This is a genomic window from Pseudescherichia vulneris NBRC 102420 (genome assembly GCF_000759795.1).
In the GTDB taxonomy this organism is placed as follows: Bacteria; Pseudomonadota; Gammaproteobacteria; order Enterobacterales; family Enterobacteriaceae; genus Pseudescherichia; species Pseudescherichia vulneris.
Map to the genome: position 1 here is coordinate 183,216 of NZ_BBMZ01000008.1, position 25,548 is coordinate 208,763.

General features: G+C 54.0%; 25 protein-coding genes and 1 tRNA gene. 13 read left to right on the top strand and 13 right to left on the bottom strand.

Annotated elements, in window-relative coordinates:
• The first annotated feature begins 95 nt into the window (after positions 1-95).
• Positions 96-1,145, top strand: coding sequence for an NAD(P)-dependent alcohol dehydrogenase (locus tag EV102420_RS06715; protein ID WP_042390253.1), 1,050 nt, complete (start codon positions 96-98; stop codon positions 1,143-1,145).
• A gap of 89 nt (positions 1,146-1,234) precedes the next feature.
• Here EV102420_RS06715 and EV102420_RS06720 read toward each other — a convergent pair whose 3' ends face one another.
• The 3 genes from EV102420_RS06720 to EV102420_RS06730 all read right to left on the bottom strand — a co-directional run bounded on the left by EV102420_RS06720 (position 1,235) and on the right by EV102420_RS06730 (position 3,047).
• On the bottom strand, positions 1,235-1,594 hold the full coding sequence (locus tag EV102420_RS06720; RefSeq protein ID WP_042390255.1) for an HVO_A0114 family putative DNA-binding protein: 360 nt from the start codon (positions 1,592-1,594) through the stop codon (positions 1,235-1,237).
• Between the two features lies 1 nt (position 1,595).
• On the bottom strand, positions 1,596-1,886 hold the full coding sequence (locus EV102420_RS06725) for a toxin-antitoxin system TumE family protein (protein WP_042390257.1): 291 nt from the start codon (positions 1,884-1,886) through the stop codon (positions 1,596-1,598).
• Between the two features lie 111 nt (positions 1,887-1,997).
• Positions 1,998-3,047 carry an NAD(P)-dependent alcohol dehydrogenase gene (locus EV102420_RS06730; protein ID WP_042390258.1) on the bottom strand — a complete coding sequence of 350 codons (1,050 nt, stop codon included), beginning with the start codon at positions 3,045-3,047 and terminating at the stop codon, positions 1,998-2,000.
• Between the two features lie 111 nt (positions 3,048-3,158).
• On the opposite strand from EV102420_RS06730, the gene EV102420_RS06735 reads away from it, so the two are divergent.
• The 3 genes from EV102420_RS06735 to EV102420_RS06745 all read left to right on the top strand — a co-directional run bounded on the left by EV102420_RS06735 (position 3,159) and on the right by EV102420_RS06745 (position 4,864).
• Entirely contained in the window at positions 3,159-3,551 is a 393-nt protein-coding gene (locus EV102420_RS06735) for a winged helix-turn-helix transcriptional regulator (RefSeq protein ID WP_042390260.1), read from the top strand.
• A gap of 149 nt (positions 3,552-3,700) precedes the next feature.
• Complete coding sequence (locus EV102420_RS06740) at positions 3,701-4,516, top strand: RNase A-like domain-containing protein (RefSeq protein WP_042390262.1); 816 nt, start codon at positions 3,701-3,703, stop codon at positions 4,514-4,516.
• A 9-nt stretch (positions 4,517-4,525) separates the two neighbouring features.
• Positions 4,526-4,864, top strand: coding sequence for a contact-dependent growth inhibition system immunity protein (locus tag EV102420_RS06745; RefSeq protein WP_042390265.1), 339 nt, complete (start codon positions 4,526-4,528; stop codon positions 4,862-4,864).
• A 434-nt stretch (positions 4,865-5,298) separates the two neighbouring features.
• On the opposite strand, the gene EV102420_RS06755 is transcribed toward EV102420_RS06745, so the two are convergent.
• The 3 genes from EV102420_RS06755 to EV102420_RS06765 form a co-directional block, all read right to left on the bottom strand.
• Positions 5,299-5,694 (bottom strand): putative T6SS immunity periplasmic lipoprotein, encoded by a 396-nt coding sequence (locus EV102420_RS06755; RefSeq protein ID WP_042390269.1) that lies wholly within the window; start codon positions 5,692-5,694, stop codon positions 5,299-5,301.
• 98 nt (positions 5,695-5,792) lie between these two features.
• The gene (locus EV102420_RS20855) at positions 5,793-7,850 is read right to left on the bottom strand and encodes an ADP-ribosylglycohydrolase family protein (RefSeq protein ID WP_052512327.1); all 2,058 of its coding nucleotides are present in this window, start codon (positions 7,848-7,850) and stop codon (positions 5,793-5,795) included.
• 408 nt (positions 7,851-8,258) lie between these two features.
• Positions 8,259-8,969, bottom strand: coding sequence for a hypothetical protein (locus EV102420_RS06765; protein ID WP_042390272.1), 711 nt, complete (start codon positions 8,967-8,969; stop codon positions 8,259-8,261).
• A 71-nt stretch (positions 8,970-9,040) separates the two neighbouring features.
• On the opposite strand from EV102420_RS06765, the gene EV102420_RS06770 reads away from it, so the two are divergent.
• The 3 genes from EV102420_RS06770 (at position 9,041) to EV102420_RS06785 (ending at position 10,878) form a co-directional block, all read left to right on the top strand.
• Positions 9,041-9,295 (top strand): hypothetical protein, encoded by a 255-nt coding sequence (locus EV102420_RS06770; protein ID WP_042390274.1) that lies wholly within the window; start codon positions 9,041-9,043, stop codon positions 9,293-9,295.
• A gap of 159 nt (positions 9,296-9,454) precedes the next feature.
• Positions 9,455-9,883, top strand: a complete 429-nt coding sequence (locus EV102420_RS06775) for a hypothetical protein (RefSeq protein WP_255211655.1) — start codon at positions 9,455-9,457, stop codon at positions 9,881-9,883.
• 668 nt (positions 9,884-10,551) lie between these two features.
• Complete coding sequence (locus EV102420_RS06785) at positions 10,552-10,878, top strand: DUF1493 family protein (protein WP_052512328.1); 327 nt, start codon at positions 10,552-10,554, stop codon at positions 10,876-10,878.
• Positions 10,879-10,940: 62 nt separating this feature from the next.
• On the opposite strand, the gene EV102420_RS06790 is transcribed toward EV102420_RS06785, so the two are convergent.
• Positions 10,941-11,016 (bottom strand) — tRNA-Ile (locus EV102420_RS06790).
• Between the two features lie 125 nt (positions 11,017-11,141).
• Between EV102420_RS06790 and mug the strand changes: the two genes are divergently transcribed.
• Entirely contained in the window at positions 11,142-11,648 is a 507-nt protein-coding gene (gene mug / locus EV102420_RS06795; protein WP_042390278.1) for a G/U mismatch-specific DNA glycosylase, read from the top strand.
• 153 nt (positions 11,649-11,801) lie between these two features.
• Here mug and rpoD read toward each other — a convergent pair whose 3' ends face one another.
• From rpoD to rpsU, 3 genes are all read right to left on the bottom strand, one after another.
• Positions 11,802-13,646 carry an RNA polymerase sigma factor RpoD gene (gene rpoD, locus EV102420_RS06800; RefSeq protein ID WP_042390280.1) on the bottom strand — a complete coding sequence of 615 codons (1,845 nt, stop codon included), beginning with the start codon at positions 13,644-13,646 and terminating at the stop codon, positions 11,802-11,804.
• 148 nt (positions 13,647-13,794) lie between these two features.
• Positions 13,795-15,540, bottom strand: coding sequence for a DNA primase (dnaG, locus tag EV102420_RS06805; protein ID WP_042390284.1), 1,746 nt, complete (start codon positions 15,538-15,540; stop codon positions 13,795-13,797).
• A gap of 136 nt (positions 15,541-15,676) precedes the next feature.
• On the bottom strand, positions 15,677-15,892 hold the full coding sequence (gene rpsU, locus EV102420_RS06810) for a 30S ribosomal protein S21 (protein WP_001144069.1): 216 nt from the start codon (positions 15,890-15,892) through the stop codon (positions 15,677-15,679).
• A gap of 240 nt (positions 15,893-16,132) precedes the next feature.
• Between rpsU and tsaD the strand changes: the two genes are divergently transcribed.
• The gene (tsaD, locus tag EV102420_RS06820) at positions 16,133-17,146 is read left to right on the top strand and encodes a tRNA (adenosine(37)-N6)-threonylcarbamoyltransferase complex transferase subunit TsaD (protein ID WP_042390288.1); all 1,014 of its coding nucleotides are present in this window, start codon (positions 16,133-16,135) and stop codon (positions 17,144-17,146) included.
• 33 nt (positions 17,147-17,179) lie between these two features.
• On the opposite strand, the gene plsY is transcribed toward tsaD, so the two are convergent.
• Positions 17,180-17,812, bottom strand: coding sequence for a glycerol-3-phosphate 1-O-acyltransferase PlsY (gene plsY, locus EV102420_RS06825; RefSeq protein ID WP_042390290.1), 633 nt, complete (start codon positions 17,810-17,812; stop codon positions 17,180-17,182).
• A gap of 107 nt (positions 17,813-17,919) precedes the next feature.
• Between plsY and folB the strand changes: the two genes are divergently transcribed.
• Both folB and bacA read left to right on the top strand, forming a co-directional pair.
• Positions 17,920-18,297, top strand: coding sequence for a bifunctional dihydroneopterin aldolase/7,8-dihydroneopterin epimerase (gene folB / locus EV102420_RS06830; protein ID WP_042390291.1), 378 nt, complete (start codon positions 17,920-17,922; stop codon positions 18,295-18,297).
• A gap of 99 nt (positions 18,298-18,396) precedes the next feature.
• Positions 18,397-19,215, top strand: a complete 819-nt coding sequence (gene bacA / locus EV102420_RS06835; protein ID WP_042390292.1) for an undecaprenyl-diphosphate phosphatase — start codon at positions 18,397-18,399, stop codon at positions 19,213-19,215.
• 18 nt (positions 19,216-19,233) lie between these two features.
• Here the strand turns inward: bacA and EV102420_RS06840 are convergent, their stop codons facing one another.
• Both EV102420_RS06840 and EV102420_RS06845 read right to left on the bottom strand, forming a co-directional pair.
• Positions 19,234-20,475, bottom strand: coding sequence for a multifunctional CCA addition/repair protein (locus EV102420_RS06840; protein ID WP_042390294.1), 1,242 nt, complete (start codon positions 20,473-20,475; stop codon positions 19,234-19,236).
• 67 nt (positions 20,476-20,542) lie between these two features.
• Positions 20,543-21,160: a TIGR04211 family SH3 domain-containing protein gene (locus tag EV102420_RS06845; protein WP_042390297.1), complete on the bottom strand. Its 618-nt coding sequence runs from the start codon at positions 21,158-21,160 to the stop codon at positions 20,543-20,545.
• Positions 21,161-21,369: 209 nt separating this feature from the next.
• Here EV102420_RS06845 and EV102420_RS06850 point away from each other — a divergent pair, with 209 nt between their 5' ends.
• Both EV102420_RS06850 and glnE read left to right on the top strand, forming a co-directional pair.
• A complete protein-coding gene (locus EV102420_RS06850) occupies positions 21,370-22,671 on the top strand; it encodes a CYTH domain-containing protein (protein WP_042390300.1) in 1,302 nt (433 codons plus the stop codon).
• A 24-nt stretch (positions 22,672-22,695) separates the two neighbouring features.
• The gene (gene glnE, locus EV102420_RS06855; protein ID WP_042390694.1) at positions 22,696-25,545 is read left to right on the top strand and encodes a bifunctional [glutamate--ammonia ligase]-adenylyl-L-tyrosine phosphorylase/[glutamate--ammonia-ligase] adenylyltransferase; all 2,850 of its coding nucleotides are present in this window, start codon (positions 22,696-22,698) and stop codon (positions 25,543-25,545) included.
• The last annotated feature ends 3 nt before the right edge of the window (positions 25,546-25,548 follow it).

Sequence of the window (25,548 nt, forward strand, 5' to 3'; positions counted from 1 at the left end):
AACTGGCTAGATTATGCCAGCCGTGTAGAATTTTTAGCGACACAATTCCTTCAATCACCTCATTCACCTGTATTGTTCCGTAAGAGGCTATTACCATGAAAATCAAAGCAATTGGTGCGCTTTCCGCTGCTCAGGCACTCGAACCGATGGACATCAGCCGCCGCGAGCCAGGCCCGCACGACGTGCAGATCGCCATTGCCTATTGCGGGGTGTGTCATTCGGACGTACACCAGGCCCGTGCCGAGTGGGCCGGGACGCTGTTTCCTTGCGTACCGGGGCATGAGATCGTTGGCCGCGTTGCTGCCGTCGGCTCCGACGTTACCGGGTACAAAGAGGGCGATCTGGTAGGCGTAGGCTGTATCGTTGACAGCTGTAAGCACTGCGAAGATTGCGAAGAGGGGCTGGAAAACTACTGCGATCATATGGTCGGCACCTACAATGGCCCGACGGCGGATGCTCCAGGTCATACCCTTGGCGGCTACTCGCAGCAGATCGTGGTCCATGAGCGCTATGTGCTGCGTATTAAACATCCGGAAGATCAGCTGGCCGCCGTTGCGCCGCTACTCTGCGCGGGGATCACTACCTACTCACCGCTGCGTCACTGGCAGGTTGGCCCTGGTAAAAAAGTGGGTGTAGTGGGCATCGGCGGTCTGGGCCACATGGGGATCAAGATTGCGCATGCGATGGGCGCGCACGTGGTAGCGTTCACTACCTCGGAATCCAAGCGCGAAGCGGCAAAAGCGCTGGGCGCGGATGAGGTTGTGGTCTCCCGCAACCCGGAAGAGATGCAGGCCCACACCAAGAGCTTTGATTTTATCCTCAACACCGTGGCTGCACCGCACAACCTCGACGCCTTCACTGCTTTACTGAAGCGTGACGGTACCATGACCCTGGTGGGCGCACCGGCTACCCCGCATCCGTCGCCGGAAGTCTTTAGCCTGATCATGAAGCGTCGCTCGATTGCCGGCTCAATGATCGGCGGTATCCCGGAAACTCAGGAGATGCTCGACTTCTGCGCCGAGCACGGAATTGTGGCTGATATTGAGATGATCCGCGCTGATGAGATCAACGAGGCCTGGGAGCGCATGATCAAAGGCGACGTAAAATATCGCTTCGTCATCGACAGCGCTACGCTGGCCGAGTAACGCACGGAACACGTAGGCCGGGTAAGCGCAGCGCCACCCGGCAAAATGCCGCCTTCTGACGTATGAGAGGGCGGCTGTCCGTTATCTGTTTAAGCAGCGGCGCGGATAGTAAAATCAAAATGGATAGCATCGTAGGGAAATAGCGTGCCACGAGTGCCTTTTTCCAATAATCCGTTATTCAGCAGGGCGGTAACATCCGTATGGACGCCTTTGATATCGCGTCCTACCCGAGCAGCAATGTCGCGGATCGTCATTTCACCGAAGCCAGCCATAGAAAGTAAGATTCCCATTCTGTTGGGTGATAACGTCTTATGCATTACCTCCCATGAAGGAAACGAAATCACATCATCACCGGTACTTCTTTCCCCTGCCGCTGCTGCGTTCAGAGCAGACATCACGTCCGCCGAAAAATCTTTCATAGCTTCGATTTTAATCGTTACGGTTTTCATGTTATGCCTTCTCTTTACGGATAGTTTCTACGTCTGAAAGGAAGTCAGCAAACAGCCTGTCGATACTTACAAAGGTTGTACTGAACTCATGACCGCCAATGTGTTTATGATCGCCTTTGCCTCGCTCGTTATCGTAACGCATCACACAAGTCCCAGAGACCACATAGGCCATACTGTACTTAAAACCATGCTTGCTTCCTAAAATGGCTGGGTCGACTTCCCATATAAGTACTTGTATATATGCATTTTCATCCAGATAACGTGTAAATTTCTTATACAGTTTTGCTGACATTTAATCGCTCTCCATGCGTGTTGTAAATTATTACAACAAGAAGGTCTGTTGTCAATACTTACAACAGACTCTCATCAGCACATTCTGTTTTCCCAAATACCTGGATAATATCTACCAGCGCGTTCGCTGCATATCGATCACAAACCGGTACTTCACGTCACCTTTCAGCATACGTGCAAAGGCCTGTTCGATATCCTCACCGGCAATCATCTCCACATCGGCAGTAATATTGTGCTTTCCGCAGAAATCCAGCATCTCCTGGGTCTCTTTGATGCTGCCGATCGACGAGCCGCTGATGCTTAGACGACGGAACACCATCGGCGTGATGTTAGGTGACAAATGCGGACGATCGGGAATGCCCACCAGCACCAGACGACCGTTGGTTTTCAGGGTAGCCAGGTAGGGATCGAGATCGTGCGGTGCAGCCACGCAGTCGATGATCAGATCCAGCGTAGTTTGGGCTGAGGCCATCTGCTCGGCATCGCGGGAGACCACGACATGACGTGCCCCCAGACGGCGAGCATCCTCGCCTTTTTCCGGCGAGGTGGTAAACAGGGTCACTTCCGCACCCAGTGCGCTTGCCAGCTTAACGGCCATGTGGCCCAGACCACCAAGACCCACCACGCCAACGCGCGTGCCCGCCTGAACGTTGTAGTGACGCAGCGGAGACCAGACCGTCACGCCCGCGCAGAGCATCGGTGCTACGCCCGACAGCGGCAGGTGCTGCGGTACGGACACCACGAAGTCCTGATCGACCACCACGTTCTGCGCGTAGCCACCCCAAGTGCTCTCTCCGGTATATTTATCGATGCCGTTATAGGTTGCCGTGAAGCCCGCCTCGCAGTATTGCTCTTCCTGCTGCTTGCAGAAGTGGCACTCCCGGCAGGAGTCAACCATCACGCCGACGCCGACGATATCACCCGCTGCAAACTTATCGACCGCCGTCCCTGTCTCGACGATGCGGCCGACGATCTCATGGCCCGGCACCAGCGGATAGCGGCTTACTGCCCACTCGTTACGCGCCATATGCAGATCGGAGTGGCAGACGCCGCAGTAGAGGATCTCAATCTTCACGTCCTGCTGTTGCAGCGGGCGCAGCGCGATCTGGCTGCTGGAGAGAGGTTGTGCCGCGTCCGTCGCGACTAATGCATTAATTTTCATCGTGCCTCGGAAATAGGGTGCTTTTATTCAAGGAAGGCGGCAGACTTTAATTAAGTTGGTTCAATATTGATAGTAGTCACCAAATGGTGACCATAAGCCGGAGAGTGAATTATGCCTGCATGGGTAGACGGTAAGCTGATGTTCTTTGCAGATTCGCCTCCGCGACGCCTGATGGATCTCTTCTCCGTCAAATGGAGCACGATGGTGCTGCATGCGCTCTACCACTGGCCCGGCGAGCGCGCCCGCACCGGAGAGCTGCAGCGCAGCCTCGAAGGCATCTCCAAGAAGATGCTGTTTCAAACCCTGAAAGAACTGGAGCAGCGCGGCCTTATCACCCGGCATGTCTATGACGTCATTCCACCAAAAGTGGATTACCACCTGACGTCGTTGGGCAAGACCTTTGCCGAGCCGATAGAGCAGATGTACCAGTGGGGGCTGGAGAACCAGGCGGCGCTGGATGAGATGGAGAAGAGGTATAGAATGGCAGAGAGGGATTGTGGTTAAAGAAGACCCGCTTGAACAGTGTTAATTGTGACATTTACGTTATTTTTTATCCGATCTAACAGGATCTTGTTACAAGTACGACACATTGACCTTTATATTTGCAAGGGATAGGCTTGGGTAAACCTAGATTTCAATTAAAGGGATTTACTATGGCTAGTGAAGAAGGCGTATCAATCGCTATTTCTCCTGTTCAGATGGCAGCAATTCTGCACAAGAAAACGTTGAGTGAGGGTGAGACCTGGAGTAATCGTCTTTGGGGAGGTCTGGGTATCGTTGGCGGTGTAGTTGAGTCGTTTGGTGCAGGTGTGCTATGTGTCGTTCCAGAACCCACAATGCTATCCAAAGCAGGGTGTGTAGTCGTAGGTGCTCATAGCCTTGATACCATCAGGACATCTTTAAACCAGGTAATTACCGGGCGTGAGTCGCAAACTGCGACAGCGCAGCTGGCTCAGTTAGCTGCCGAACAGCTTGGAGCCGATAGCGCGACGGCATATAAGGTTGGTGTTACTGTTGACCTACTCGTTCCATTTGCTTTTGCCAGCGCCGCAGGTGCGGCAAGAGTTGCATCAGTTTACTCTGGCCGGATTAAACTGATGGAGCATGAAGGCGGGGCGCTGGGGCATACAATCGCGCGTCATGTTGGTCAGACTACAGAACAGATGATAGCGCGACTAGCAGCTCCAAGAGCACCTGCTCGCGCTAGTACTTTTCTCAATAAGCAGCATGCTGAACTATTAATTTCCGAAACGTTGTCAGTTAAGCGTTTTCAGATTGAAAATGCGTTAAAATATATGCATCCGGGAGCCAGACTCCGGCTTGATCATCGCTTTTATTTTTCGACCGGAAAATATATTGATAAAGGAAGCACTACTATTAAAAAGGCGTATGGTTTACGATTAATTATAGAATCCAGGCGGTTTGGTGATAAAATTTATTATGTTGTTACAGCGTTTCCAGTACCCTAAGGAAGATTGATGGATACAAATATCGAAAAAACCTGTGAGTTAGATAATTTAGTTACTATTTATTTTGGTCAGGATTGTGATATTTTTGATGAAAATTGTGACTTCGATAATCTTCTTAATGAATATCTTAGTACATCATCAGCTTTCTCTCTAAGAATGCTATTGGCAAACTTAATCGAATTGAATGCCCAAGATGATAGGTGTGAAGTGCTACTGGCTCGCTATAATGGTGAATTTGCACCAGAACGTTGGGATATGTCTGCTCAGGATTGGCTTGATATTGTCAACAGTCGTCTTATCAAGTACATGGATGAGAAAGGCTATTCTACCGAGCTATCACAATTTTGAGAGAAAATTCTCACTTGGCTCAGTTTAGGTTATAACAAATGATAAGCCTTGTCCGTATTATTGCCAAAGTAGGGCTTTTCATCGTGCTTTTTTGCTTAGGTGCAAGGTTGATCGATCCTGCAACATTTATTAGCCTTGACGCTACATCAGCGTTTGCGCAGTGGATTTATGGCAATGTGAATCAGGAGAACTTTGATGATCTCTGGGTCCTCTCTTGGGTAGTGTTTTCTTTCATATTTGCCATGGTCTTCTACAAGGTAACCATGCTTCTTATAAATAAGTATGTCAGTAAACCTTAGAGCATTATCTAAAGTGCCGGCTGTTAGGTTTTGGCACAGGAGAGTTTAACAAGCACCGGGTCAATGATGATTAATGCGCTAAGTGACGAGTAAACTCTCTGTATGAATGCCTATAAATGTTATGAAACGCCAAAGCTATTCTGGCACAAGATCATTAAGTCTGAAACTTCCAGACCAGAGACGTTTGGTTGCAACCTTGTCCTCTGGTTGCGCAGTAATAACAGTCACGCTGTATTCCTTGCCTCGACTAAACTGGTATTTCACAGGAATACACTGTCCCGCCTGTATGATATATGAAGGGTTATCGAAATTGTCTTGTTTCCATACTTCCTGCATTTGTCCCTTCGTATCACGGGCTGACAATGACAGCATAAGTAATTTCGCATGACCGCTTTTAACAGTAGGGTCATTATTGACGGAAATACAGGGTTGGTTGTCGTTAAGGGTTATGTCAGCCACCCGGTAGGCGTTATATTCCATGCTACAGGCAGCGAGAAACAATGGGACGAGTAAAAAAAATTTCCTCTTCATTTAGATAAGCTCCAATAGGGTTCGCACCGGCGTTGTGACCGAAATCGATCTCAGCGCCGGTCAATGCCGTGTGCAGTATAAACAATACCTCCACATTCCTACCCTGGCCGCTTGATTTCAGGCGGCAAAGGGAAGGGCTCTCCACCATGCATGGGTATTCCGCTGCTCAAGTCGATATCCCAGTCCGCAAGGAAATAGGGTAATTTTCCTTGTCTTACCTCACCGAGTAGCTTTGTCAGCCACCCTGCATAGGCCCAATCATCCCCTTTGCCAGCACGGGCAAGTTCCGGGAACTGGTGTAAAAACTGTTGTGCCATCTCCAGGGCCGAAAGTGACTTAACATTCTGCCAGTTAAAGGGTTGCCAGCCAGCACCGCTTGAGTAACTTGCAATCTCGCGCTCATCTAAGTGATTGGGTGGCGTGACTGCAGAGGGAACGCTGTAATCTGGCACCCACTCCAGCCGCCAGTGGCAACCTGATGGTGACATAGACGGAAATATGCGAATTTTTTGGTAACCCAGCACATGCAACTCATGCGTCATTTCCATCATGCGAATACAGGGCTGAATACCTTTATCAATACTCGGCTGCCCACTTTTTTGCTTATCAACCTGATTACGCCAGTTTTGCATGGGCTGAACCAGGTAAAGTATTTCATCCAATACATCAAGCCGACGTACCCATGCCTGAGGAATGTTGTTCAGACCGTGTTTAGCTCCCCAAAGCTGACCTGCAATGGATGCCGTTGAATCACTATCCCCATCGTGATTGGTTGCTCGTATCAGCGTATCGCGGAAACTACGGGCTGAAAGAAAGGCATACAGGCCAATCGCCAGCGCTTCCTCACCCACCCAGCCTTCCCCCAGTCGCTGGATGGCTTCATATGGATTGAAACGCATTTCACGGGCAAGTTTTTGGGCTAATAGATAAGGCTCGGTATTGGCCGTTTTTCCATAGACGTGCCCCCATTCACTGCCGTCGCTATAGCCATTACGCACGGCGAAGAATTCCTCTTCCCCTTTGATTAAGCGAGCGATAATTCTGGGTAAAATACCTGAAGAAGCCCAGCCATCAACGTGGCCATGCGTTAATGCTGCCGCACGGGCAGCGAGATCAAACGGATCAATATCCTGTAAGAAGCCAATGGGGGCGGTACGCATCACACCACCACAGCCCTTTGAGTCATTTATCGGTTTTTCAATACTGCCTGTCCCGCCCGCTTTTAGCGCTGACAGGCACGTATTACCGGGAGCTCGTCTTGTCCGCATGCTTGCTCGTGATGCCAGCCAACCAAAATGCGAGCCTGATTTATTTTGCTGGGTATCGTACCAGTCGAGATAAGCACGACGTATCTCTTCCAGCGCACGGGACAGATTAATAACTCCGTGCTCATTGGTAGCGCGCAAAATACCTTCAAGGGTAAAGAGGGTCATTTGGGTATCATCGCTGGCCACCAGTTTACCCTGTTGCAGGATGGGCCTGGTCAGTCCATCATTGCCAAACGTCTGGCGGATTTCCTTAAGTGAATCAAATTCAACGGCATAGCCAAAAGCATCACCGACAGCCCCACCCAGCAAACAGCCTAAAACGCGATCTAACCAGGCATCATTATCTGGAAGTGGTAGTGCATTGAGATATTGCTTCTGAACGGTTGAGTCCAGACTACCCGGTCTGGCCTTGTTAACCGCAGCGATAGCGTCTTCCGCCGCCATTCCGAGTTCGATCAATAATCTTGCTGAAATGAGTCCGGTGCGCCCAAAGCCGCTACGGCAATGCACAAGGATGCGTTTTCCGTCACGAAGAAGGGTACGTAACCGGAGGCCGGCATAAACCCAGCGACGCTTAAATACTTCGTCCGGCATCGCTTGATCGATAATAGGCAACTGAAACCAGTGCATGTCTCTGGCTTCAACTTCAGTACCAAGCGTTTCAACGTGTAAACTGGCAAGTTCCTCATCCGTCATCAGGCTCACTACGGCAGATGCTCCCCAGGATTTTACAAGATCCAAGTCAAGAGCGAGGTCTCGCTGAAACTGTCCTGATAAAGCATTTTGCTGATGTTTTCCAGGACAAATTGTCATGCCAATATGCCCTTGACCATTAGGTACTTCAACCGATGTAATGATTAAGGGGTTGTTGAGACTGGTTAGGGACATACGAGCTCCATGGGTAGCGATAAGGCCATCAGGGTATGTAACACTTTATCGAGCAAACATCATGCTAGCCACAAGGAGGCAAGACCTACAAAGGGTATGCAAGTATGATTGCAGTTAAGTCAGCAGGATCTAGATACATTAAACTTTTAACAATTGAAGATGATCTAATTTATCGTTATTTTTGCAAGGACAAGCAAGAAAGTACTCGCAAAAAAATAGCCTTTCTTGCTTGAATTTAGAACCATCGATTATATTTCACATAAAAATATGTAACAATAATAATCCATGCCAGTGTTAGCACTCCAAAATAATCCGGTATAAATCGCGCAAAAAGATAAGCGCCCGCAACTATAAGCACTAGAGGAACTAGGTAAATATATGACTGAAGGAACCATAAGAAAGGCTTTTTCATTTTTTTAATAGCTCATACAAAGCATCACCTATTATCTCCTCATTATTACCTCCTGATTCTATTTGATATATTATTTTTGTCATTTGTGGTTCAATGAGAAAATAAAGCATTTCTAGATTTTCTTTATAAAGAGCATGATAGTAAGCAGCATCCTGGAATTTAAGCTTGTTAGCCGCTATGGATGCTATTTGTGCCTTAGAATAAACCACGGCACCATTAATAAACATTGATGATAACGAGCTGACCATCCTCATATGGGATGCCTGAAATTCACCACTGCTGATTATCAATTTCGCAATAGTTAAGGACAACGCAAGTTTGCTGGCTTTCTCAGCATACTCATAAGCTCTCTCGCCCACGGCTTTTATGAGGTAGTCCCTGAGTGTAATGCTTTTTTGCTCACCAAGCCTCTTAAGAGTTGTCCTAAAATAAATCTCTACCATGTCTAGAGCGACATCGTTGCGATTATAAATCTCGGCAAGGGAAAGGACGAGCCGGCGATCCTCATTTATCAGTTCGCGGCAGGTATCCCGATAGTAATCATCGGGTATCAAACATGATCCATGATTGATCATGCGCTCCGCGCCAAGCTTGACGCTTTCGATGGTTTGCATATTGGTTCCATGTATCTCTCGCAATGCTTTTGTGAGTGCGAGGGCAATATTTCTTTCTGACTGCACCCTCATTTTCGCATAGCCTTCTGCCATTGTAATTCTCCATGCGGTAATATTGTCCCATCAATAATTGATCATCATCATTAGAGGAGGCAAGGAATACAATGAAAAAAAGTGGCAGGGTGACAATATATGTTTTAGTAGTGATTATTTCTTTTCTAACTATTCCGGAAGTGGTTATTCGTGTACTGACGCCTGAGCAGTTTGCCCGGCTGAGTGACTTTACAAGCCTTGGAGGGCTCTTCAGTCATCTTCTCTCGCTGCTCATTTTTCTTGGTTTGACCTCTATTTTGTTCGGGATACTTATCATTTTTTTAACGAAAAAAATTTACCGGTACTTAACCCGATCACGCAGCTAACCAAGGCCACTCATTGAGCATTGGGAGCGAAGGAAGCGTGCGAGAAGACAGGCACAATAAAGATAGTTATATTTACAAGTCATGCTGCCTTGAGGCTTTGGTTAAGGAGGCTGACTAGACTATCATGCATTTTCAGTACATGCCGTAAAGGGGGGCGTGATGATAGATATTACAAGTGGTACCAGACATCTTAAATTGACGCCCTATGAAAGGCTGACTGAGTCCGAGGAGCGAGCCTATAGCCGTATTATGGTATGGGTTGAATTCTCAGTTCCTGCTTTAAAAACTGAATTTGCAGCAGAGTTTTTTGTCGGGCAGTTGCAGCAGACCAGGAATGATATGTATGATTTTTATCAGGCCATAAAAAACGGGATGAAATTTAAGGATATTAATTTAATCTCGGCATACGATCAGGTAGCCCTTAAGTTTCACCAGGCACATTTTGCCGGGACTGTTGGCTTTAGCATGGTCCTGAAGCCTGAAAACCATGCTGACAGTATTACGCTTGAGGATTCCTTCGACATTGATGAGAGCTATTTTCCTGGCCTGCTCTCAGGTCTGGACGATATCATTTCATGGCAGGACTAATTATGATCAGTTGGCCTTCATGAATCTCTCATAATGCCTTTGTTACAGCTATAGAAATATTTCTGTCTGTTTCTGATTTCCAATTAAGATAGCTTTGTGCCATTTCGATGTGCCTTGTTGTAACATTGATGGCTAATGATTGAGCATGGTCGCTCGCAGGGGCAAGATTGAAGATGAAAAAAAGTCGAAAAACACTCATCTACGTTACGGCGGCAATTATTTCATTCCTAATAATTCCTGAGATTATATTAAGAAAGGTTCCCAATGACACTCTTGCGAGGCTTAGCGATTTTACGAGCCTTGGCGGTTTGTTCAGTCCCTTCCTCTCGGCGATGGTTTTTTTTGCGGTTTCATCGATATTATTCGGGATTCTGGCCGTGTATGTAGTGGGTAAAATTTATCGTGCTATAACGCGTGAGAAGCACTAATTAACGCGCTTCTATAATATGAGACCCCCCCTTTAGCTGGCTGTATGCATTTACTGCATTGTTTTGCATGCGTTACGTAATTTTCGTGATGCTGAGGGGTGCCAGTGCTGGCAAGGATCTGGTGACCCAGATGCAACTGTATTCATGGGTGGGTGTGATTATCATTGCATTACGACCTGCTTATGATCACTCGGAACAGCATATGCGTTTTAATCTCATCGGAAAACCGGAGCATCGGGTATGAGTGGTGATAAAGCGTCAGAAATTTTGCACTTCGTTAGGTATGAACTTTCGGCCAACAGGCTTGGGATTGATGACTCCCTTACATCCGGGAATTCGATGACTGTTTTCGAAGATGTTTTTGCAATGATGGAGCGCTTCTCTGGACGCTATGGAGTGGAGTGCAGCAGTATTGACTGGCTGAAGTATTACCCTCCAGTCGGTATTGCTTTTCTACCTAATTTTCTTTTGCCGGCAAAGCTGAAAACAGATCGTACCCTGCCAGTTCCGCTGACCGTAAGAATGCTTATTGAGTCAGAGAGGGCTGGACGATGGCTTTACGATTAGCTGGTGGGAGTATCCCCAAAAAAACAAAAGGCTGGAGATTTCTCTCCAGCCCTTGCTGTATCTGGTGGCCCCTGCTGGGTTTGAACCAGCGACCAAGCGATTATGAGTCGCCTGCTCTAACCACTGAGCTAAGGGGCCGTGGCGAGGGATTATAATGTAACTAGTGACTGCAATCCAGTCATTCGGGTGTGCATGGTGCTTTTATAAACAACCTATAATCAACCCGTTATACCTACATTTTAGTCAACTCACCTGGAGCAATGATGATAAACGATATTCTCGCGCCGGGCCTGCGGGTGGTGTTTTGCGGCATCAATCCAGGCAAATCCTCGGCACACACGGGTTTTCACTTCGCGCACCCCGGTAACCGCTTCTGGAAGGTGATCTACCAGGCGGGCTTCACGGAGCAGCAGCTAAAGCCGGAAGAGGAGCAGCGGCTGCTGGATACGCGCTGTGGCATCACCATGCTGGTGGAGCGCCCAACGGTGCAGGCCAGCGAAGTGGAGCTGCACGAGCTGCGTACCGGCGGACGGGACCTGATCAAAAAAATTGAGGACTACCAGCCGGACGCGCTGGCGATCCTCGGCAAGCAGGCCTACGAGCAGGCGTTTAGCCAGCGCGGCGTGGCATGGGGGAAACAGAATATTACCATCGGTGCCACCGAGGTGTGGGTGCTGCCGAACCCTAGCGGGTTAAACCGTGCAACGCTGGAGAAGCTGGTAGAGGCTTACCAGGAGTTAGACCAGGCATTGGTGGCAAGGGGATTGTAGGCCGGGTAAGCGCAGCGCCACCCGGCAGAACGGCATTACGCCTGATGGCGCTACGCTTATCAGGCCTACATGTGCCACATGCCAATAATGTGCATGCTATTTCAAACCAATAAAAAAGCCCTCCGAAGAGGGCTTTTCTTTTAGCGGTAACGATTAATCGTCGAGGAAGCTACGCAGCACTTCAGAGCGGCTCGGGTGGCGCAGCTTACGCAGCGCTTTCGCTTCGATCTGACGGATACGCTCACGGGTAACGTCGAACTGCTTACCAACCTCTTCCAGAGTATGGTCAGTGTTCATATCGATACCAAAACGCATACGCAAGACTTTCGCTTCACGGGCGGTCAGGCCAGCCAGCACGTCGTGCGTGGCGGCACGCAGGCTCTCGGTGGTGGCAGAGTCCAGCGGCAGCTCGAGGGTGGTATCCTCGATGAAATCACCCAGATGCGAATCTTCGTCATCACCAATCGGCGTCTCCATAGAGATCGGCTCTTTAGCGATTTTCAGCACCTTGCGGATCTTATCTTCCGGCATCAGCATACGCTCGGCCAGCTCTTCCGGCGTCGGCTCGCGGCCCATCTCCTGCAGCATCTGACGGGAGATACGGTTGAGCTTGTTGATGGTCTCAATCATATGCACCGGGATACGGATGGTACGCGCCTGGTCCGCGATAGAGCGGGTAATGGCCTGACGGATCCACCAGGTAGCATAGGTCGAGAACTTATAGCCACGACGGTATTCAAACTTATCAACCGCTTTCATCAGGCCGATGTTACCTTCCTGAATCAGGTCGAGGAACTGCAGGCCACGGTTGGTGTACTTCTTAGCGATAGAGATAACCAGACGCAGGTTCGCTTCTACCATCTCTTTCTTCGCACGGCGGGCTTTCGCTTCGCCGATAGACATGCGACGGTTGATGTCTTTAACCTGTTCGATAGTCAGGCCGGTCTCTTCTTCAATCTGCTGCAGCTTCTGCAGGCCACGGTGCACGTCTTCAGCCACATCTTGCAGCTTCTCAGACCACGGCTTGTTCATCGCCAGCGCGGCATTGAACCAGGTCTCACTGGTTTCGTTGCCGGTGAAGAGGGTGATGAAGTTCTTCTTCGGCATTTTGCACTGCTCAACGCACATCTTCATGATGATGCGCTCCTGGGTACGCACGCGGTCCATCATGACGCGCATGCTGTTTACCAGGTAGTCGAACTGCTTCGGCACCAGACGGAACTGCTTGAACACCTCGGAGAGCTTGAGGATCTCTTCCTGAGCGGCGGCATGGCTGCGGCCTTTCGCTTTGATGGTGTCGCGGGTAACTTCGTACTGGGCACGCAGTTCGCCAAACTTCTCACGAGCCAGCTCCGGATCGATGCTGTTATCGTCGTCGCTGCTGTCGTCATCTTCTTCTTCGTCTTCGTCTTCGTCGTCATCCAGCTCTTCCTGGGAGAGCTCGGAGCCAACGTGCGTCGCGGTTGGAGCCAGATCCTCTTCCGCGTTTGGATCGACAAAGCCGGTGATCAGGTCAGACAGACGCGCTTCTTCCGCTTCAACGCGATCGTACTGCTCCAGCAGATAGGTGATCGCTTCCGGATATTCGGCAACAGAGCACTGAACCTGGTTAATCCCATCTTCAATGCGTTTTGCGATGTCGATTTCGCCTTCACGGGTCAGCAGTTCAACTGTACCCATTTCGCGCATGTACATACGAACCGGGTCAGTGGTGCGCCCGATTTCAGATTCAACACTCGACAGAACCTGAGCCGCTGCTTCTTCCGCATCTTCATCCGTGTTATTTGAGTTTTCAGCGAGCAGCAGATCGTCGGCATCAGGTGCTTCTTCCATCACCTGAATGCCCATGTCGTTGATCATTTGGATGATGTCTTCGATCTGGTCGGAGTCGACGATATCTTCCGGCAGATGGTCATTGACCTCGGCATAGGTCAAATAGCCTTGCTCCTTACCACGTTGGACAAGAAGTTTCAGCTGTGACTGCGGGTTTTGCTCCATAAGACGGTATCCACACTTAATTCGTTTATTTGGTGTCGGCGTTGCTGCTGCCAACCTTTAAAGCGAGGGCGTGCTTATATTTTTGCCGCTGCCCTCATGGCGGCTGTCGGGATCTACCCGATCGATATTCGGCACTTAAGCCGTTAAATCACTTCCGGGCGCGTGCTTCGTTAATCACACGCACCTCTTCGCGCTCTGCTGGCGTTAACCCGTGGGTCCGCGAGCGGGCGATCAATTCAGAGAGCCGTAGCTCAAGCACCGTGTCGAACATATGGTTCAACGCATCGGTAAAGGTCTTTTCTGCGATGTCCTTATCTGCTATATCGTCCCACATGGAGAGCTTTTCAAGGGTAGCGGCCTCATTTGTGCCGCGATACTGCTCTAAAAGCTGTCCGGTGGTCAGGCCTGGCTGTGACAGACAGGTGTTGACCAGCTGAACGAATAAGCTAAGTCCTGGCAGCTTGGCCGGATCCAGACCGTCCAACGGCGGGACCAGCGGAGCCAGCTCAGGATTTTGCACCAGCAATCCTATTAGTATACGCATGGTCGTGCGTTTTAGCTGCGGTGCCGGGCGCGGCTGGCCATTTTCGGACTGTTTAGGCATTAAACGTTCAAGTTGGTTATCGTCAAGAATGCCTAATTTGTTACCCAGCTCCTGTCGCAGATAGATGCGCAGCGTCTCGCCCGGAACCTGGCCTATCAGCGGCAGCGCCAGGGTACTCAGCTGCGCGCGGCCATCCGGGGTGCTCAAATCCACCTGCGGCATCAGGCTGTTGAACAGAAACGTGGAGAGCGGCTGAGCCTGCTCCATCCGCGCTTCAAACGCCGCCTTGCCCTCTTTACGCACCAGCGTATCCGGATCTTCACCGTCGGGCAGGAACATAAAGCGTAGCTGACGTCCGTCGGTCATGTATGGCAATGCCGTTTCTAATGCGCGCCATGCGGCTTCGCGGCCTGCACGGTCGCCGTCGTAGCAGCAGATCACGCTATTGGTCACGCGGAACAGCAGCTGAATATGCTCGGCGGTAGTGGAGGTGCCCAGCGAGGCGACGGCATAGTTAATGTCGTACTGCGCCAGCGCGACCACGTCCATATAGCCTTCAACCACCAGCAGACGCGGCGGCTCGGCGTTATCCTGCTGCGCTTCATAAAGGCCATACAGCTGGCGGCCCTTATGGAAAATATCGGTTTCCGGGGAGTTAAGGTATTTCGGCATGGCATCGCCCATGACCCGACCACCAAAACCAATCACCCGGCCACGTTTGTCGCGGATAGGGAACATCACGCGTTCGCGGAATCGATCGTAGGTACGCCCGCGATCGTTAGTGACTAACATGCCCGCGTCGGTCAGCGACTGGCGATTCTCACCGTTGCCGCCAAAGCGTTTTAAAACGTTGTCCCAGCCGGGGGGCGCATAGCCAATGGCGAAGCGTGAAATCACCTCGCTGCTTAAGCCGCGCTGGGCCAGATACTGGCGCGCAGGTTCAGCCGCTGGCTGGTTCAGAGATTGCTGATAAAAGGCGCTTAGGCCGTCCATCAACTGGTAGAGCGTCTGCCGCTGGTGGCGCTCAATCTGGCTTGGGCCATTGCCCGCTTCATACGGCACGTCGAGGTTGTGCATCGCCGCCAGCTCTTCAACCGTCTCAACGAACTCGAGCTTGTCGTAGTTCATCAGGAAGTCGATAGCGTTGCCGTGGGCGCCGCAGCCGAAGCAGTGGTAAAACTGTTTCTCACCGTTTACGGTGAAAGAGGGGGTTTTTTCGTTATGGAACGGACAGCACGCGTGATAATTCTTGCCCTGCTTTTTTAGCTTCACCCGCGCATCGATAAGATCGATGATGTCGGTGCGTGCCAGCAGGTCATTAATAAAGACTCGTGGGATTCGTCCAGCCATAGGCCCCGTCTACCTTTAGCGTGAAGCGTTAAGGTATGTCAGATTATAAACGAAAATAAGCCGCGCATTCCTTTCGGAAGCACGGCCTTACAACTACAACTCTGCCTGTAAACTGAGGGTCAACACCCTCAGCCAATTAGTACAGACGAGTACGGCGTGCGTTTTCGCGAGCCAGTTTCTTCGCGTGACGTTTCACAGCAGAAGCTTTGGCGCGTTTACGTTCGGTAGTCGGTTTTTCATAGAACTCACGACGACGAACTTCCGCCAGAACACCTGCTTTCTCACAGGAACGCTTGAAGCGACGCAGAGCTACGTCGAACGGCTCGTTTTCACGTACTTTAATTACCGGCATGTGCCTCTCACCTTTGATTAATTCGGTTTGCCGCTGGCATCAACGCCAGCTTATTTCAAAATGGTGCGGAATTTTACTGCAAATGCTGCTGCTTTGTAAAGCACCGCAGCCCTTTTTACAAGGGCGCTCTCATAAGGAGGGGGAGTATACACGACCTCTGCGCCTGGGTTGAACAATAGTTTTACAACCACCGCCGAGGACCCTACACTGCGCGGTATTGCAAAGAGGTAAAGAATAGCCATGCGTGTACTGGGAATTGAAACATCCTGCGATGAAACCGGCATCGCCATCTACGACGATGAAAACGGGCTTTTAGCCAACCAATTGTATAGTCAGGTGAAACTGCACGCTGACTACGGCGGCGTGGTGCCGGAGCTGGCCTCCCGCGATCACGTGCGCAAAACCGTGCCGCTGATCCAGGCCGCGCTGAAAGAGGCGAATCTGACCGCCAGCGATATCGACGCCGTCGCCTACACCGCTGGCCCTGGCCTGGTGGGTGCGCTGCTGGTCGGGGCCACGGTAGGGCGCTCGCTGGCCTTCGCCTGGAACGTGCCGGCCATCGCGGTTCACCACATGGAGGGCCACCTGCTGGCACCCATGCTGGAAGAGAACCCGCCTGAGTTTCCGTTTGTGGCGCTGCTGGTCTCCGGCGGCCATACCCAGCTGATCGGCGTGACCGGTATCGGTCAGTACACACTGCTGGGCGAATCCATTGACGATGCCGCAGGCGAAGCTTTCGATAAGACGGCAAAGCTGCTGGGGCTGGACTATCCCGGCGGGCCAATGCTGTCGAAGATGGCCGCCGACGGCACGGAAGGGCGCTTTGTCTTCCCGCGCCCGATGACCGATCGTCCAGGGCTGGACTTCAGCTTCTCTGGCCTCAAGACCTTTGCCGCCAATACCATTCGTAACAACGGCAATGACGACCAGACCCGAGCGGATATCGCCCGCGCCTTTGAGGATGCGGTGGTGGATACCCTGATGATCAAGTGCAAGCGCGCGCTGGATCAGACCGGCTTTACGCGTCTGGTGATGGCGGGCGGCGTCAGCGCCAACCGCACGCTGCGGGCGAAGCTGGCAGAGATGATGCAGAAGCGTCGGGGTGAAGTGTTCTATGCGCGCCCGGAGTTCTGTACCGATAACGGGGCGATGATCGCCTACGCGGGTATGGTGCGTTTGAAAGCGGGTAGCCTGGCGGATCTCAGCGTGACCGTGCGTCCGCGCTGGCCGCTGGCGGAACTGCCTGCGGCATAATTGCCTTTGAGCCCGGCGGACTGACTGCCGGGCCTACTCTTCGTCTTTTACTTCTTTATCCTTCTCGCGCTTTTTCTTCAGCTTGGTCCAGATTTTGGTTTCCTGATGACGCCACAGGCGTTGAATATTGTCGTGATGACGGAGCAGGATCAGGCAAGAGAGCATGGAGACCGGGAAGGTAAACTGCGGTTTGAACCACCAGACGTAGAACGGGGCGATCAGCGCGCTGATAATCGCGCCCAGCGACGAGTAACCGCTCAGGAGAATGGTTAGCAGCCAGGTCCCGGCCATTACCCCGGTAAGATCCCAGCCAATCGGCGCAATCGCGCCAAACGCGGTGGCAACGCCTTTACCGCCTTTAAAACCAAAGAATACCGGCCAGATGTGGCCCAGGCAGGCGGCGATAGCAATCAGCCCCAGCCAGAACGGCGTGACGCCCAGCGCGTAAGCGCCCCACACCGGCAGCATGCCTTTCAGCACGTCAAAAATCAGTACCGCTACGGCTGCACCCTTGCCGCCAATTCGCAGGACGTTGGTCGCTCCGGGGTTGCCGGAGCCACTCTCGCGAGGATCGGGCAGACCCGCGATGCGGCAGACCAGAATGGCGCTGGAGATTGAGCCGCAAAGGTACGCGAGGAGGATCATTCCAGGCGCGATTGCACTCATAACGCTGTTCCGTTTTGAAAATGTCGTTTTATTCTCAGCATCTGTGGATAATACGCATAATTTTTTGAAAGTGGTATCCAGGTTAGCCAAAAAGCGGGCGGTGCGTGATGGACATTGTATTTATAGAGCAACTTTCGGTAATCACCACGATCGGTGTTTACGACTGGGAGCAGACGATCGAGCAGAAGCTGGTGTTCGATATCGAAATGGCGTGGGACAACCGGGCGGCGGCGAAAAGCGATGACGTGAACGACTGTCTGAGCTATGCCGACATTGCCGATGCGGTGGTAGGCCACGTGGAAGGGCAGCGTTTTGCGCTGGTGGAGCGGGTGGCGGAAGAGGTGGCGGATCTGCTGCTGAGCCGGTTCAACTCGCCCTGGCTGCGTATCAAAGTAAGCAAGCCGGGGGCAGTGGCCCGGGCGGCAAATGTCGGGGTTATTATTGAGCGTGGCAATAGTCTGAAAGGAAAAGATTTAAATTCATAATTATTAAACCAAACGGCACTATATGGGTCTTACCTGCGTGCCTTTTCACGGCTTGCGGATGTAGAAGCCGTTTTTTTATGTCTTTTAGGGGTTTAAGTGATGAGTGATATGCACACTCTTCTGGTGGCGGCCATTCTGGGCGTCGTCGAAGGGTTAACTGAGTTTTTACCGGTCTCCAGTACTGGTCACATGATCATCGTCGGCCACCTGCTGGGGTTCGAAGGTGATACGGCCAAAACCTTCGAGGTAGTGATCCAGCTGGGCTCGATTCTGGCAGTAGTGGTGATGTTCTGGCGTCGCCTGTTTGGCCTGATCGGCATCCACTTTGGTCATCCGCCGCACGAGGGCGAAGGCAAAGGACGCTTGACGCTGATCCATATCCTGCTGGGGATGATCCCGGCGGTGGTGCTGGGGCTGGTCTTTCATGATGCCATTAAGAGCCTGTTCAACCCCATCAACGTCATGTATGCCCTGGTGGTCGGAGGCTTCCTGCTGATTGCCGCTGAGTGCCTGAAGCCGAAGACCCCACGCGCGCCGGGTCTGGATGATATGACCTATCGTCAGGCCTTTATGATCGGCTGCTTCCAGTGTCTGGCGCTGTGGCCAGGCTTCTCCCGCTCCGGGGCGACCATCTCCGGTGGGATGCTGATGGGCGTGAGCCGCTATGCGGCGTCAGAGTTCTCATTCCTGCTGGCCGTGCCGATGATGATGGGCGCAACCGCGCTGGATCTCTATAAGAGCTACCACTTCCTGACGACTGCCGATATCCCGATGTTTGCCGTGGGCTTTATCACCGCCTTCATCGTGGCGCTGGTGGCGATCAAAACCTTCCTGCAGCTGATTAAGCGTATTTCGTTTATTCCGTTCGCAATCTACCGCTTTATTGTGGCGGCGGCGGTCTACGTCGTTTTCTTCTAAGCGTTAAGGCGGCTGCCCTCACGCCTGTGGCTGAGGGCAGCGTGCCGCTTTCCACTTCGCTACCGCATCAATTCGCCGCTGGGTCAGCTCCTCGCGGATCTCAGCTCCCTTAAAGCCTGCTGCGACCACCTCTTTCGTCGACACCGCCTTCGCTACCTCCCACGCCTCGCGCAGCAGCCGTCCCTGCGGATAGTCTTTGGCTTCAAAATGGGTGCGGCCGCGCACGTCGGCTTCGCTGGTCAGGGCGATCTGCTCCACGCGCTGGGGCTTACGCCAGGCGTCAATAGCATCGAACAGCTTCACAATGGTCTGCGGTTTCAGGATCGGGAAGGTATGGATCAGATCGTGGTACTCCGCCACCAGCTTAGCCAGATCGCGCAGCTCGTTAGGCACGCGCAGGCGTTCGCACAGGTTGGCAACCAGCTTGACGCCTGCCAGGCCGTGCCCGTGGTGGCGCGGCCACAGCGCCGGCGGGGTCAGCCCCTTGCCGAGATCGTGGCACAGCGTGGCGAAGCGGACGTCGATATCCGGGCTAAGCATCGCCGCCATCGAGACCGTCATCAGCACGTGGATGCCGGTATCGATCTCCGGATGCCACTTCGCCGGGGCAGGGATGCCAAACAGAACATCAAGCTCAGGGAACAGCACTTTCAGCGCGCCGCACTCGCGCAGCGTCATAAAGTAGACCTGCGGATTACGGCTGACGAGGGCGTTTTCCGTCTCTTTCCAGACGCGCTCCGGCGTCAGGTGTTCCAGCTCGCCGGCGGCAGTCATCTCGCGCATCAGCGCCATGGTTTCATCGGCAATACGGAAGCTGAGATGGGCATAGCGGGCGGCAAAGCGCGCCACGCGCAGCACGCGCAGGGGATCTTCCCCAAAGGCGGGAGAGACATGGCGCAGGGTGCGGCTCTTGAGATCCGCCAGGCCATGATAGGGATCGATAATTTGACCGTCCGCGTCCTGGGCCAGGGCGTTAACGGTCAGGTCGCGGCGGAGCAGATCCTGCTCCAGGGTGACGTCAGGCGCGGCATAACAGGAGAAGCCGGTATAGCCAAAGCCGGATTTCCGTTCGGTACGCGCCAGGGCGTACTCCTCCCGGCTTTTGGGGTGGAGAAACACCGGGAAATCGCGGCCAACCTGCTGGTAGCCTGCATCCAGCATCTCCTGCGGGGTCGCACCCACAACCACCCAGTCTTTATCTTTAACCGGTAGCCCTAACAACGCATCCCGAACAGCACCACCGACCAGATAACTCTTCACTACGCCACTCTCCTAACATACTTTTAACTGATGATACGTTAAGTGTAGAGAAAATGGCTAATCCGGTTCAGCTCATCCAGCGGTCTTTACGCTTACGGCTAGGGATGATGTGCGGCAGCACCAGGCCTAAGAACAGCCCTGCGCCGAGCACGCCGCCGCCGTACATAAACCACTGCATGATGATGGTGCGCTGCTTGTCGTCCAGCTGCAGGTTAGCGGCACTGACTTTCTTCTGCGCGACTATCAGCTGATTTTTAAGCTGCTGGTTCTCTTCTTTCAGGCCGTTGATCACGCTGTCGCTCTGGGCAACCTTCTGCTGCATGTCAGCGGTGCGCTGGTTCCAGGTATTGTCGATATTGGTCAGCTTATCGGTCAGGGTTTTGACCTGGTTCTCCAGATCCGGCACGCGGGTGCGCAGGCTTGGCTCGCTGCTCAGCTCCTTCAACGGGATCCAGGCGGTACGACCGCTGCTGTCACGCACCTGACCGTAGTTTGAGTCCCCGTTGGTTTGCAGCAGTGCAACCTCTTCACCCGCGTTAACCGTACCCACGAGGCGATAGTGATCCCCCGGGCCGCTACGAACCCAGGTATTCAGTTCATCCGAAACGTAACGCTTTTCTTCGGCATGGGCCACGGCAGAAACGCATACAAGTAAAAACAGTCCAGTCAGGCGTAATTTAGGCATTAGCAGTCATTTGTTGTCATAAAAAAAGTGGAACGATAGTAGTGGCATCAGTCTGACGACGCAAAGGATTCGGTATCAATCAGAATCATCTGGGTCGTAAACGATCGGCACCGTGGAAATTTGGCGCAAAATACTATCTACTGACAAACATCAAGGGCGTAAGTTCGCCGAAAATTTCACTGATGTGACATAACCATAAGTACAAGGCCATGACTCAAGAGATCGAACTGAAATTTATCGTTGACCCATCCCGCGTGGATGCCCTGCGCAGCCATCTGCATACCCTGACGGATGAGCACGTTGCGCCTGCCACCCTGCTCAATATCTACTACGAGACGGCGGACAGCTGGCTGCGTAGCCATGATATGGGCCTGCGCATTCGTGGCGCACAGGATCGCTATGAGATGACGATCAAAACCGCAGGCCGCACCGTGGGTGGCCTGCATCAGCGTCCAGAGTACAACATTGCCATCGACAAGCCTGAGCTGGATCTTACCCGTTTCCCGGCCGAGGCGTGGCCGGAGGGCGGCCTGCCAGCGGATCTTGCCGAACGCGTCAGCCCGCTGTTCAGCACCCACTTCGATCGTGAGAAGTGGCTGGTTAACGTTGGCGATAGCCGGATTGAGATTGCGCTGGATCTCGGGGAAGTGAAAGCCGATGAGCTGGCTGAACCGATCTGCGAACTGGAGCTTGAACTGCTGAGCGGTGCGGCAGAGGACGTATTAAAGCTGGCGCGTCAGCTGGTGACCCAGACCGGCCTGCGCCAGGGCAGCCTGAGCAAGGCCGCTCGCGGCTATCATCTGGCAAAAGGCAACCCGCCGCGCCCGCTGCGGGCGACGGAGATCCTGACCGTCGCGCCGAAGGCGAGCGTAGAGCAGGGGCTGGAGGCGGCGCTGGAGCTGGCGCTCTCCCAGTGGCAGTACCACGAAGAGCTGTGGGTGCGCGGGGATAAAAACGCGCAGGCGGCGACGTTGGCGGCTATCGCCCTGGTGCGCCACACCCTGATGCTGTTTGGTGGCATTGTGCCGCGAAAAGCGAGCGCTCGCTTACGCGATCTGCTGACCCAGTCCGAGGCGACCCTGACGTCCGCCGTCTCTGCCGTCACGGCGGTGTACAGCCCGGAGATCGCCACGGCCAAGCTGGCCCTAACCGAATGGCTGGTAACGCGCGCCTGGCGCACGTTCCTTGATGACAAAGCGCAGGCCAAAATCAACGACTCGTTCAAGCGTTTTGCCGACATCAACCTGTCGCGGCACGCCGCCGAGCTAAAACGTAACTTTGCCCAGCCGCTGATGGATAAGTACCAGGATCAGCTCCCGCGCCTGTCACGCGACATCGACAGTATGCTGCTGCTGGCGGGCTACTACGACGGTGTCCGCGCCAGGGCCTGGCTGGAGAACTGGCAGGGCTTGCTGCACGCCATCAAAACCCGCCAGCGCATTGAAATTGAACACTTCCGTAACGAAGCCATTGTGCAGGAGCCGTTCTGGCTGCACAGCGGAAAACGCTAACTCAGGCAAAGGATCCCCCTCATGATGCCGCTCTCTTCGCCGCTTCAGCAGCACTGGCAGACGCTTGTTGAACGTCTGCCGGATACCCTCTCCGCCTCAACGCTTAGCGCAGAGGCGAAGTCAGTGCTTACTTTTAGTGACTTTGTGCAGGCAAGCATTGCCGCGCATCCCGAGTGGCTGACGGCGCTGGAGAGCGAGCCGCCGCAGGCGGAGGAGTGGCAGAGCTATCCTGCCTGGCTCAAGGAGGCGCTGGCAGAGGTCAGCGACGAAGCGTCGCTGATGCGCGAGCTGCGCCTGTTCCGCCGCCGTATCATGGTGCGTATCGCCTGGGCGCAGGCCCTGCGGCTGGTGCCTGAAGAGAACACGCTCCAGCAGCTTAGCGCCCTGGCGGAGACGCTGATCGTCAGCGCCCGCGACTGGCTCTACGACGCCTGCTGCCGGGAGTGGGGCACGCCGTGCAGCGCCGACGGCACGCCGCAGCCGCTGCTGATCCTCGGTATGGGCAAGCTGGGCGGGAACGAGCTGAACTTCTCCTCGGATATCGATCTCATCTTCTCCTGGCCGGAGAACGGGACAACCCGCGGCGGTCGTCGCGAGCTGGACAACGCCCAGTTCTTCACTCGCCTCGGACAGCGCCTGATCAAGGTGCTCGACCAGCCCACCCAGGACGGCTTTGTCTACCGGGTGGATATGCGCCTGCGCCCCTTCGGTGACAGCGGCCCGCTGGTGCTGAGCTTTGCTGCACTGGAGGATTATTACCAGGAGCAGGGGCGCGACTGGGAGCGCTACGCGATGGTCAAGGCGCGGATCATGGGCGATAACGACGGCGTCTACGCCACCGAGCTGCGGGCCATGCTGCGTCCCTTTGTTTTCCGTCGCTACATCGATTTCAGCGTCATCCAGTCGCTGCGCAACATGAAGAGCATGATCGCCCGCGAGGTGCGGCGACGCGGATTAAAAGACAACATCAAGCTGGGGGCGGGCGGCATCCGCGAGGTGGAGTTTATCGTTCAGGTCTTCCAGCTGATCCGTGGTGGGCGCGAGCCGTCGCTCCAGCAGCGCTCGCTGCTGCCGACGCTGACCACCATCGATCAGCTTCATCTTCTGCCGGCGGGGGATGCCGACACGCTGCGGGCCGCCTACCTCTGGCTGCGTCGGCTGGAGAATCTCTTGCAAAGCATCAACGACGAACAGACCCAGACCCTGCCAGGGGATGATCTTAACCGCGCCCGGCTGGCCTGGGGAATGGGCGTCGCCGACTGGCAGGCGCTCAGCGACACCCTGGATCGGCATATGGCCGCCGTGCGGCGCATCTTTAACGAGCTGATTGGCGATGACGATACCGATACCCAGGACGAGCAGCTGTCGGAGCAGTGGCGCGAGCTGTGGCAGGACACGCTGGAAGATGATGACGCCACCCCGGTGCTGACGCATCTTTCGGATGGCGATCGTATCCGGGTGGTGGCGCTGATCGCCGATTTTCGCCGGGAGCTGACGCGCAGGACTATTGGCCCACGCGGTCGCCAGGTGCTCGATCACCTGATGCCGCACCTGCTCAGCCAGGTCTGTCCTCGTGCCGACGCACCGGTGCCGCTGGCGCGTTTGATGCCGCTCCTGACCGGGATTGTCACTCGCACCACCTATATTGAGCTGCTGAGCGAGTTTCCCGGCGCGCTCAAGCACCTGATCTCCCTCTGTGCCGCTTCGCCAATGGTCGCCAGCCAGCTGGCGCGCTATCCGCTGCTGCTGGATGAGCTGCTGGATCCCAATACGCTCTATCAGCCGACGGCGATGGACGCCTACCGGGACGAGCTGCGCCAGTATCTGCTCCGCGTGCCGGAGGAGGACGAGGAGCAGCAGCTGGAGGCCCTGCGCCAGTTCAAGCAGGCGCAGCTGCTGCGCGTGGCGGCTGCGGATATTGCCGGTACGCTGCCGGTGATGAAAGTGAGCGATCACTTAACCTGGCTGGCAGAGGCGATGATCGACGCGGTAGTCCAGCAGGCGTGGACCCAGATGGTGGCGCGCTTTGGTCAGCCAACGCACCTGCGCGATCGAGAGGGACGCGGCTTTGCGGTGGTGGGCTACGGCAAGCTCGGCGGCTGGGAGCTGGGTTACAGCTCCGATCTTGACCTGGTCTTCCTCCACGACTGTCCGGCAGACGTGATGACCGACGGCGAGCGGGAGATCGATGGCCGCCAGTTCTACCTGCGCCTCGCCCAGCGCATCATGCACCTCTTCAGCACCCGCACCTCGTCGGGCATTCTCTACGAGGTGGACGCCCGCCTTCGGCCCTCCGGTGCGGCGGGGATGCTGGTCACCACCGCCGATGCGTTTGCGGACTATCAGCAGAACGAGGCGTGGACGTGGGAGCACCAGGCGCTGGTTCGCGCCAGAGTGGTGTACGGCGATCCGCAGCTTCAATCCCGCTTCGATGAGATCCGCCGCACCATTCTGATGACGCCTCGCGACGGGGAGAAACTGCAAACCGAGGTGCGGGAGATGCGCGAGAAGATGCGCGCCCATCTTGGCAACAAGCACCGGGAGCGTTTCGACCTCAAAGCCGACGCGGGCGGCATTACCGACATTGAATTTATCGCCCAGTATCTGGTGCTGGGTCACGCACACCACAAACCAAAGCTCACGCGCTGGTCCGATAACGTGCGCATCCTCGAACTGCTGGCGCAGAACGATATTATGGATGAGCAGGAGGCTCGGGCATTAACCCACGCCTATACCACGCTGCGTGACGCGCTGCACCATCTGGCGTTACAGGAGCAGCCCGGCCACGTGCCGGAAACGGAGTTTGCCGAGGAGCGCGAACAGGTCAGCGCCAGCTGGCAGAAGTGGCTGCTAAAACCGTGCGCGCAAAATTAAGTA

Bases quoted from the DNA above. Each gene is read 5' to 3' on its own strand.
- EV102420_RS06715 (WP_042390253.1), top strand. From the start codon at position 96: ATGAAAATCAAAGCAATTGGTGCGCTTTCCGCTGCTCAGGCACTCGAA.
- EV102420_RS06720 (WP_042390255.1), bottom strand. From the start codon at position 1,594: ATGAAAACCGTAACGATTAAAATCGAAGCTATGAAAGATTTTTCGGCG.
- EV102420_RS06725 (WP_042390257.1), bottom strand. From the start codon at position 1,886: ATGTCAGCAAAACTGTATAAGAAATTTACACGTTATCTGGATGAAAAT.
- EV102420_RS06730 (WP_042390258.1), bottom strand. From the start codon at position 3,047: ATGAAAATTAATGCATTAGTCGCGACGGACGCGGCACAACCTCTCTCC.
- EV102420_RS06735 (WP_042390260.1), top strand. From the start codon at position 3,159: ATGCCTGCATGGGTAGACGGTAAGCTGATGTTCTTTGCAGATTCGCCT.
- EV102420_RS06740 (WP_042390262.1), top strand. From the start codon at position 3,701: ATGGCTAGTGAAGAAGGCGTATCAATCGCTATTTCTCCTGTTCAGATG.
- EV102420_RS06745 (WP_042390265.1), top strand. From the start codon at position 4,526: ATGGATACAAATATCGAAAAAACCTGTGAGTTAGATAATTTAGTTACT.
- EV102420_RS06755 (WP_042390269.1), bottom strand. From the start codon at position 5,694: ATGAAGAGGAAATTTTTTTTACTCGTCCCATTGTTTCTCGCTGCCTGT.
- EV102420_RS20855 (WP_052512327.1), bottom strand. From the start codon at position 7,850: ATGTCCCTAACCAGTCTCAACAACCCCTTAATCATTACATCGGTTGAA.
- EV102420_RS06765 (WP_042390272.1), bottom strand. From the start codon at position 8,969: ATGGCAGAAGGCTATGCGAAAATGAGGGTGCAGTCAGAAAGAAATATT.
- EV102420_RS06770 (WP_042390274.1), top strand. From the start codon at position 9,041: ATGAAAAAAAGTGGCAGGGTGACAATATATGTTTTAGTAGTGATTATT.
- EV102420_RS06775 (WP_255211655.1), top strand. From the start codon at position 9,455: ATGATAGATATTACAAGTGGTACCAGACATCTTAAATTGACGCCCTAT.
- EV102420_RS06785 (WP_052512328.1), top strand. From the start codon at position 10,552: ATGAGTGGTGATAAAGCGTCAGAAATTTTGCACTTCGTTAGGTATGAA.
- mug (WP_042390278.1), top strand. From the start codon at position 11,142: ATGATAAACGATATTCTCGCGCCGGGCCTGCGGGTGGTGTTTTGCGGC.
- rpoD (WP_042390280.1), bottom strand. From the start codon at position 13,646: ATGGAGCAAAACCCGCAGTCACAGCTGAAACTTCTTGTCCAACGTGGT.
- dnaG (WP_042390284.1), bottom strand. From the start codon at position 15,540: ATGGCTGGACGAATCCCACGAGTCTTTATTAATGACCTGCTGGCACGC.
- rpsU (WP_001144069.1), bottom strand. From the start codon at position 15,892: ATGCCGGTAATTAAAGTACGTGAAAACGAGCCGTTCGACGTAGCTCTG.
- tsaD (WP_042390288.1), top strand. From the start codon at position 16,133: ATGCGTGTACTGGGAATTGAAACATCCTGCGATGAAACCGGCATCGCC.
- plsY (WP_042390290.1), bottom strand. From the start codon at position 17,812: ATGAGTGCAATCGCGCCTGGAATGATCCTCCTCGCGTACCTTTGCGGC.
- folB (WP_042390291.1), top strand. From the start codon at position 17,920: ATGGACATTGTATTTATAGAGCAACTTTCGGTAATCACCACGATCGGT.
- bacA (WP_042390292.1), top strand. From the start codon at position 18,397: ATGAGTGATATGCACACTCTTCTGGTGGCGGCCATTCTGGGCGTCGTC.
- EV102420_RS06845 (WP_042390297.1), bottom strand. From the start codon at position 21,160: ATGCCTAAATTACGCCTGACTGGACTGTTTTTACTTGTATGCGTTTCT.
- EV102420_RS06850 (WP_042390300.1), top strand. From the start codon at position 21,370: ATGACTCAAGAGATCGAACTGAAATTTATCGTTGACCCATCCCGCGTG.
- glnE (WP_042390694.1), top strand. From the start codon at position 22,696: ATGCCGCTCTCTTCGCCGCTTCAGCAGCACTGGCAGACGCTTGTTGAA.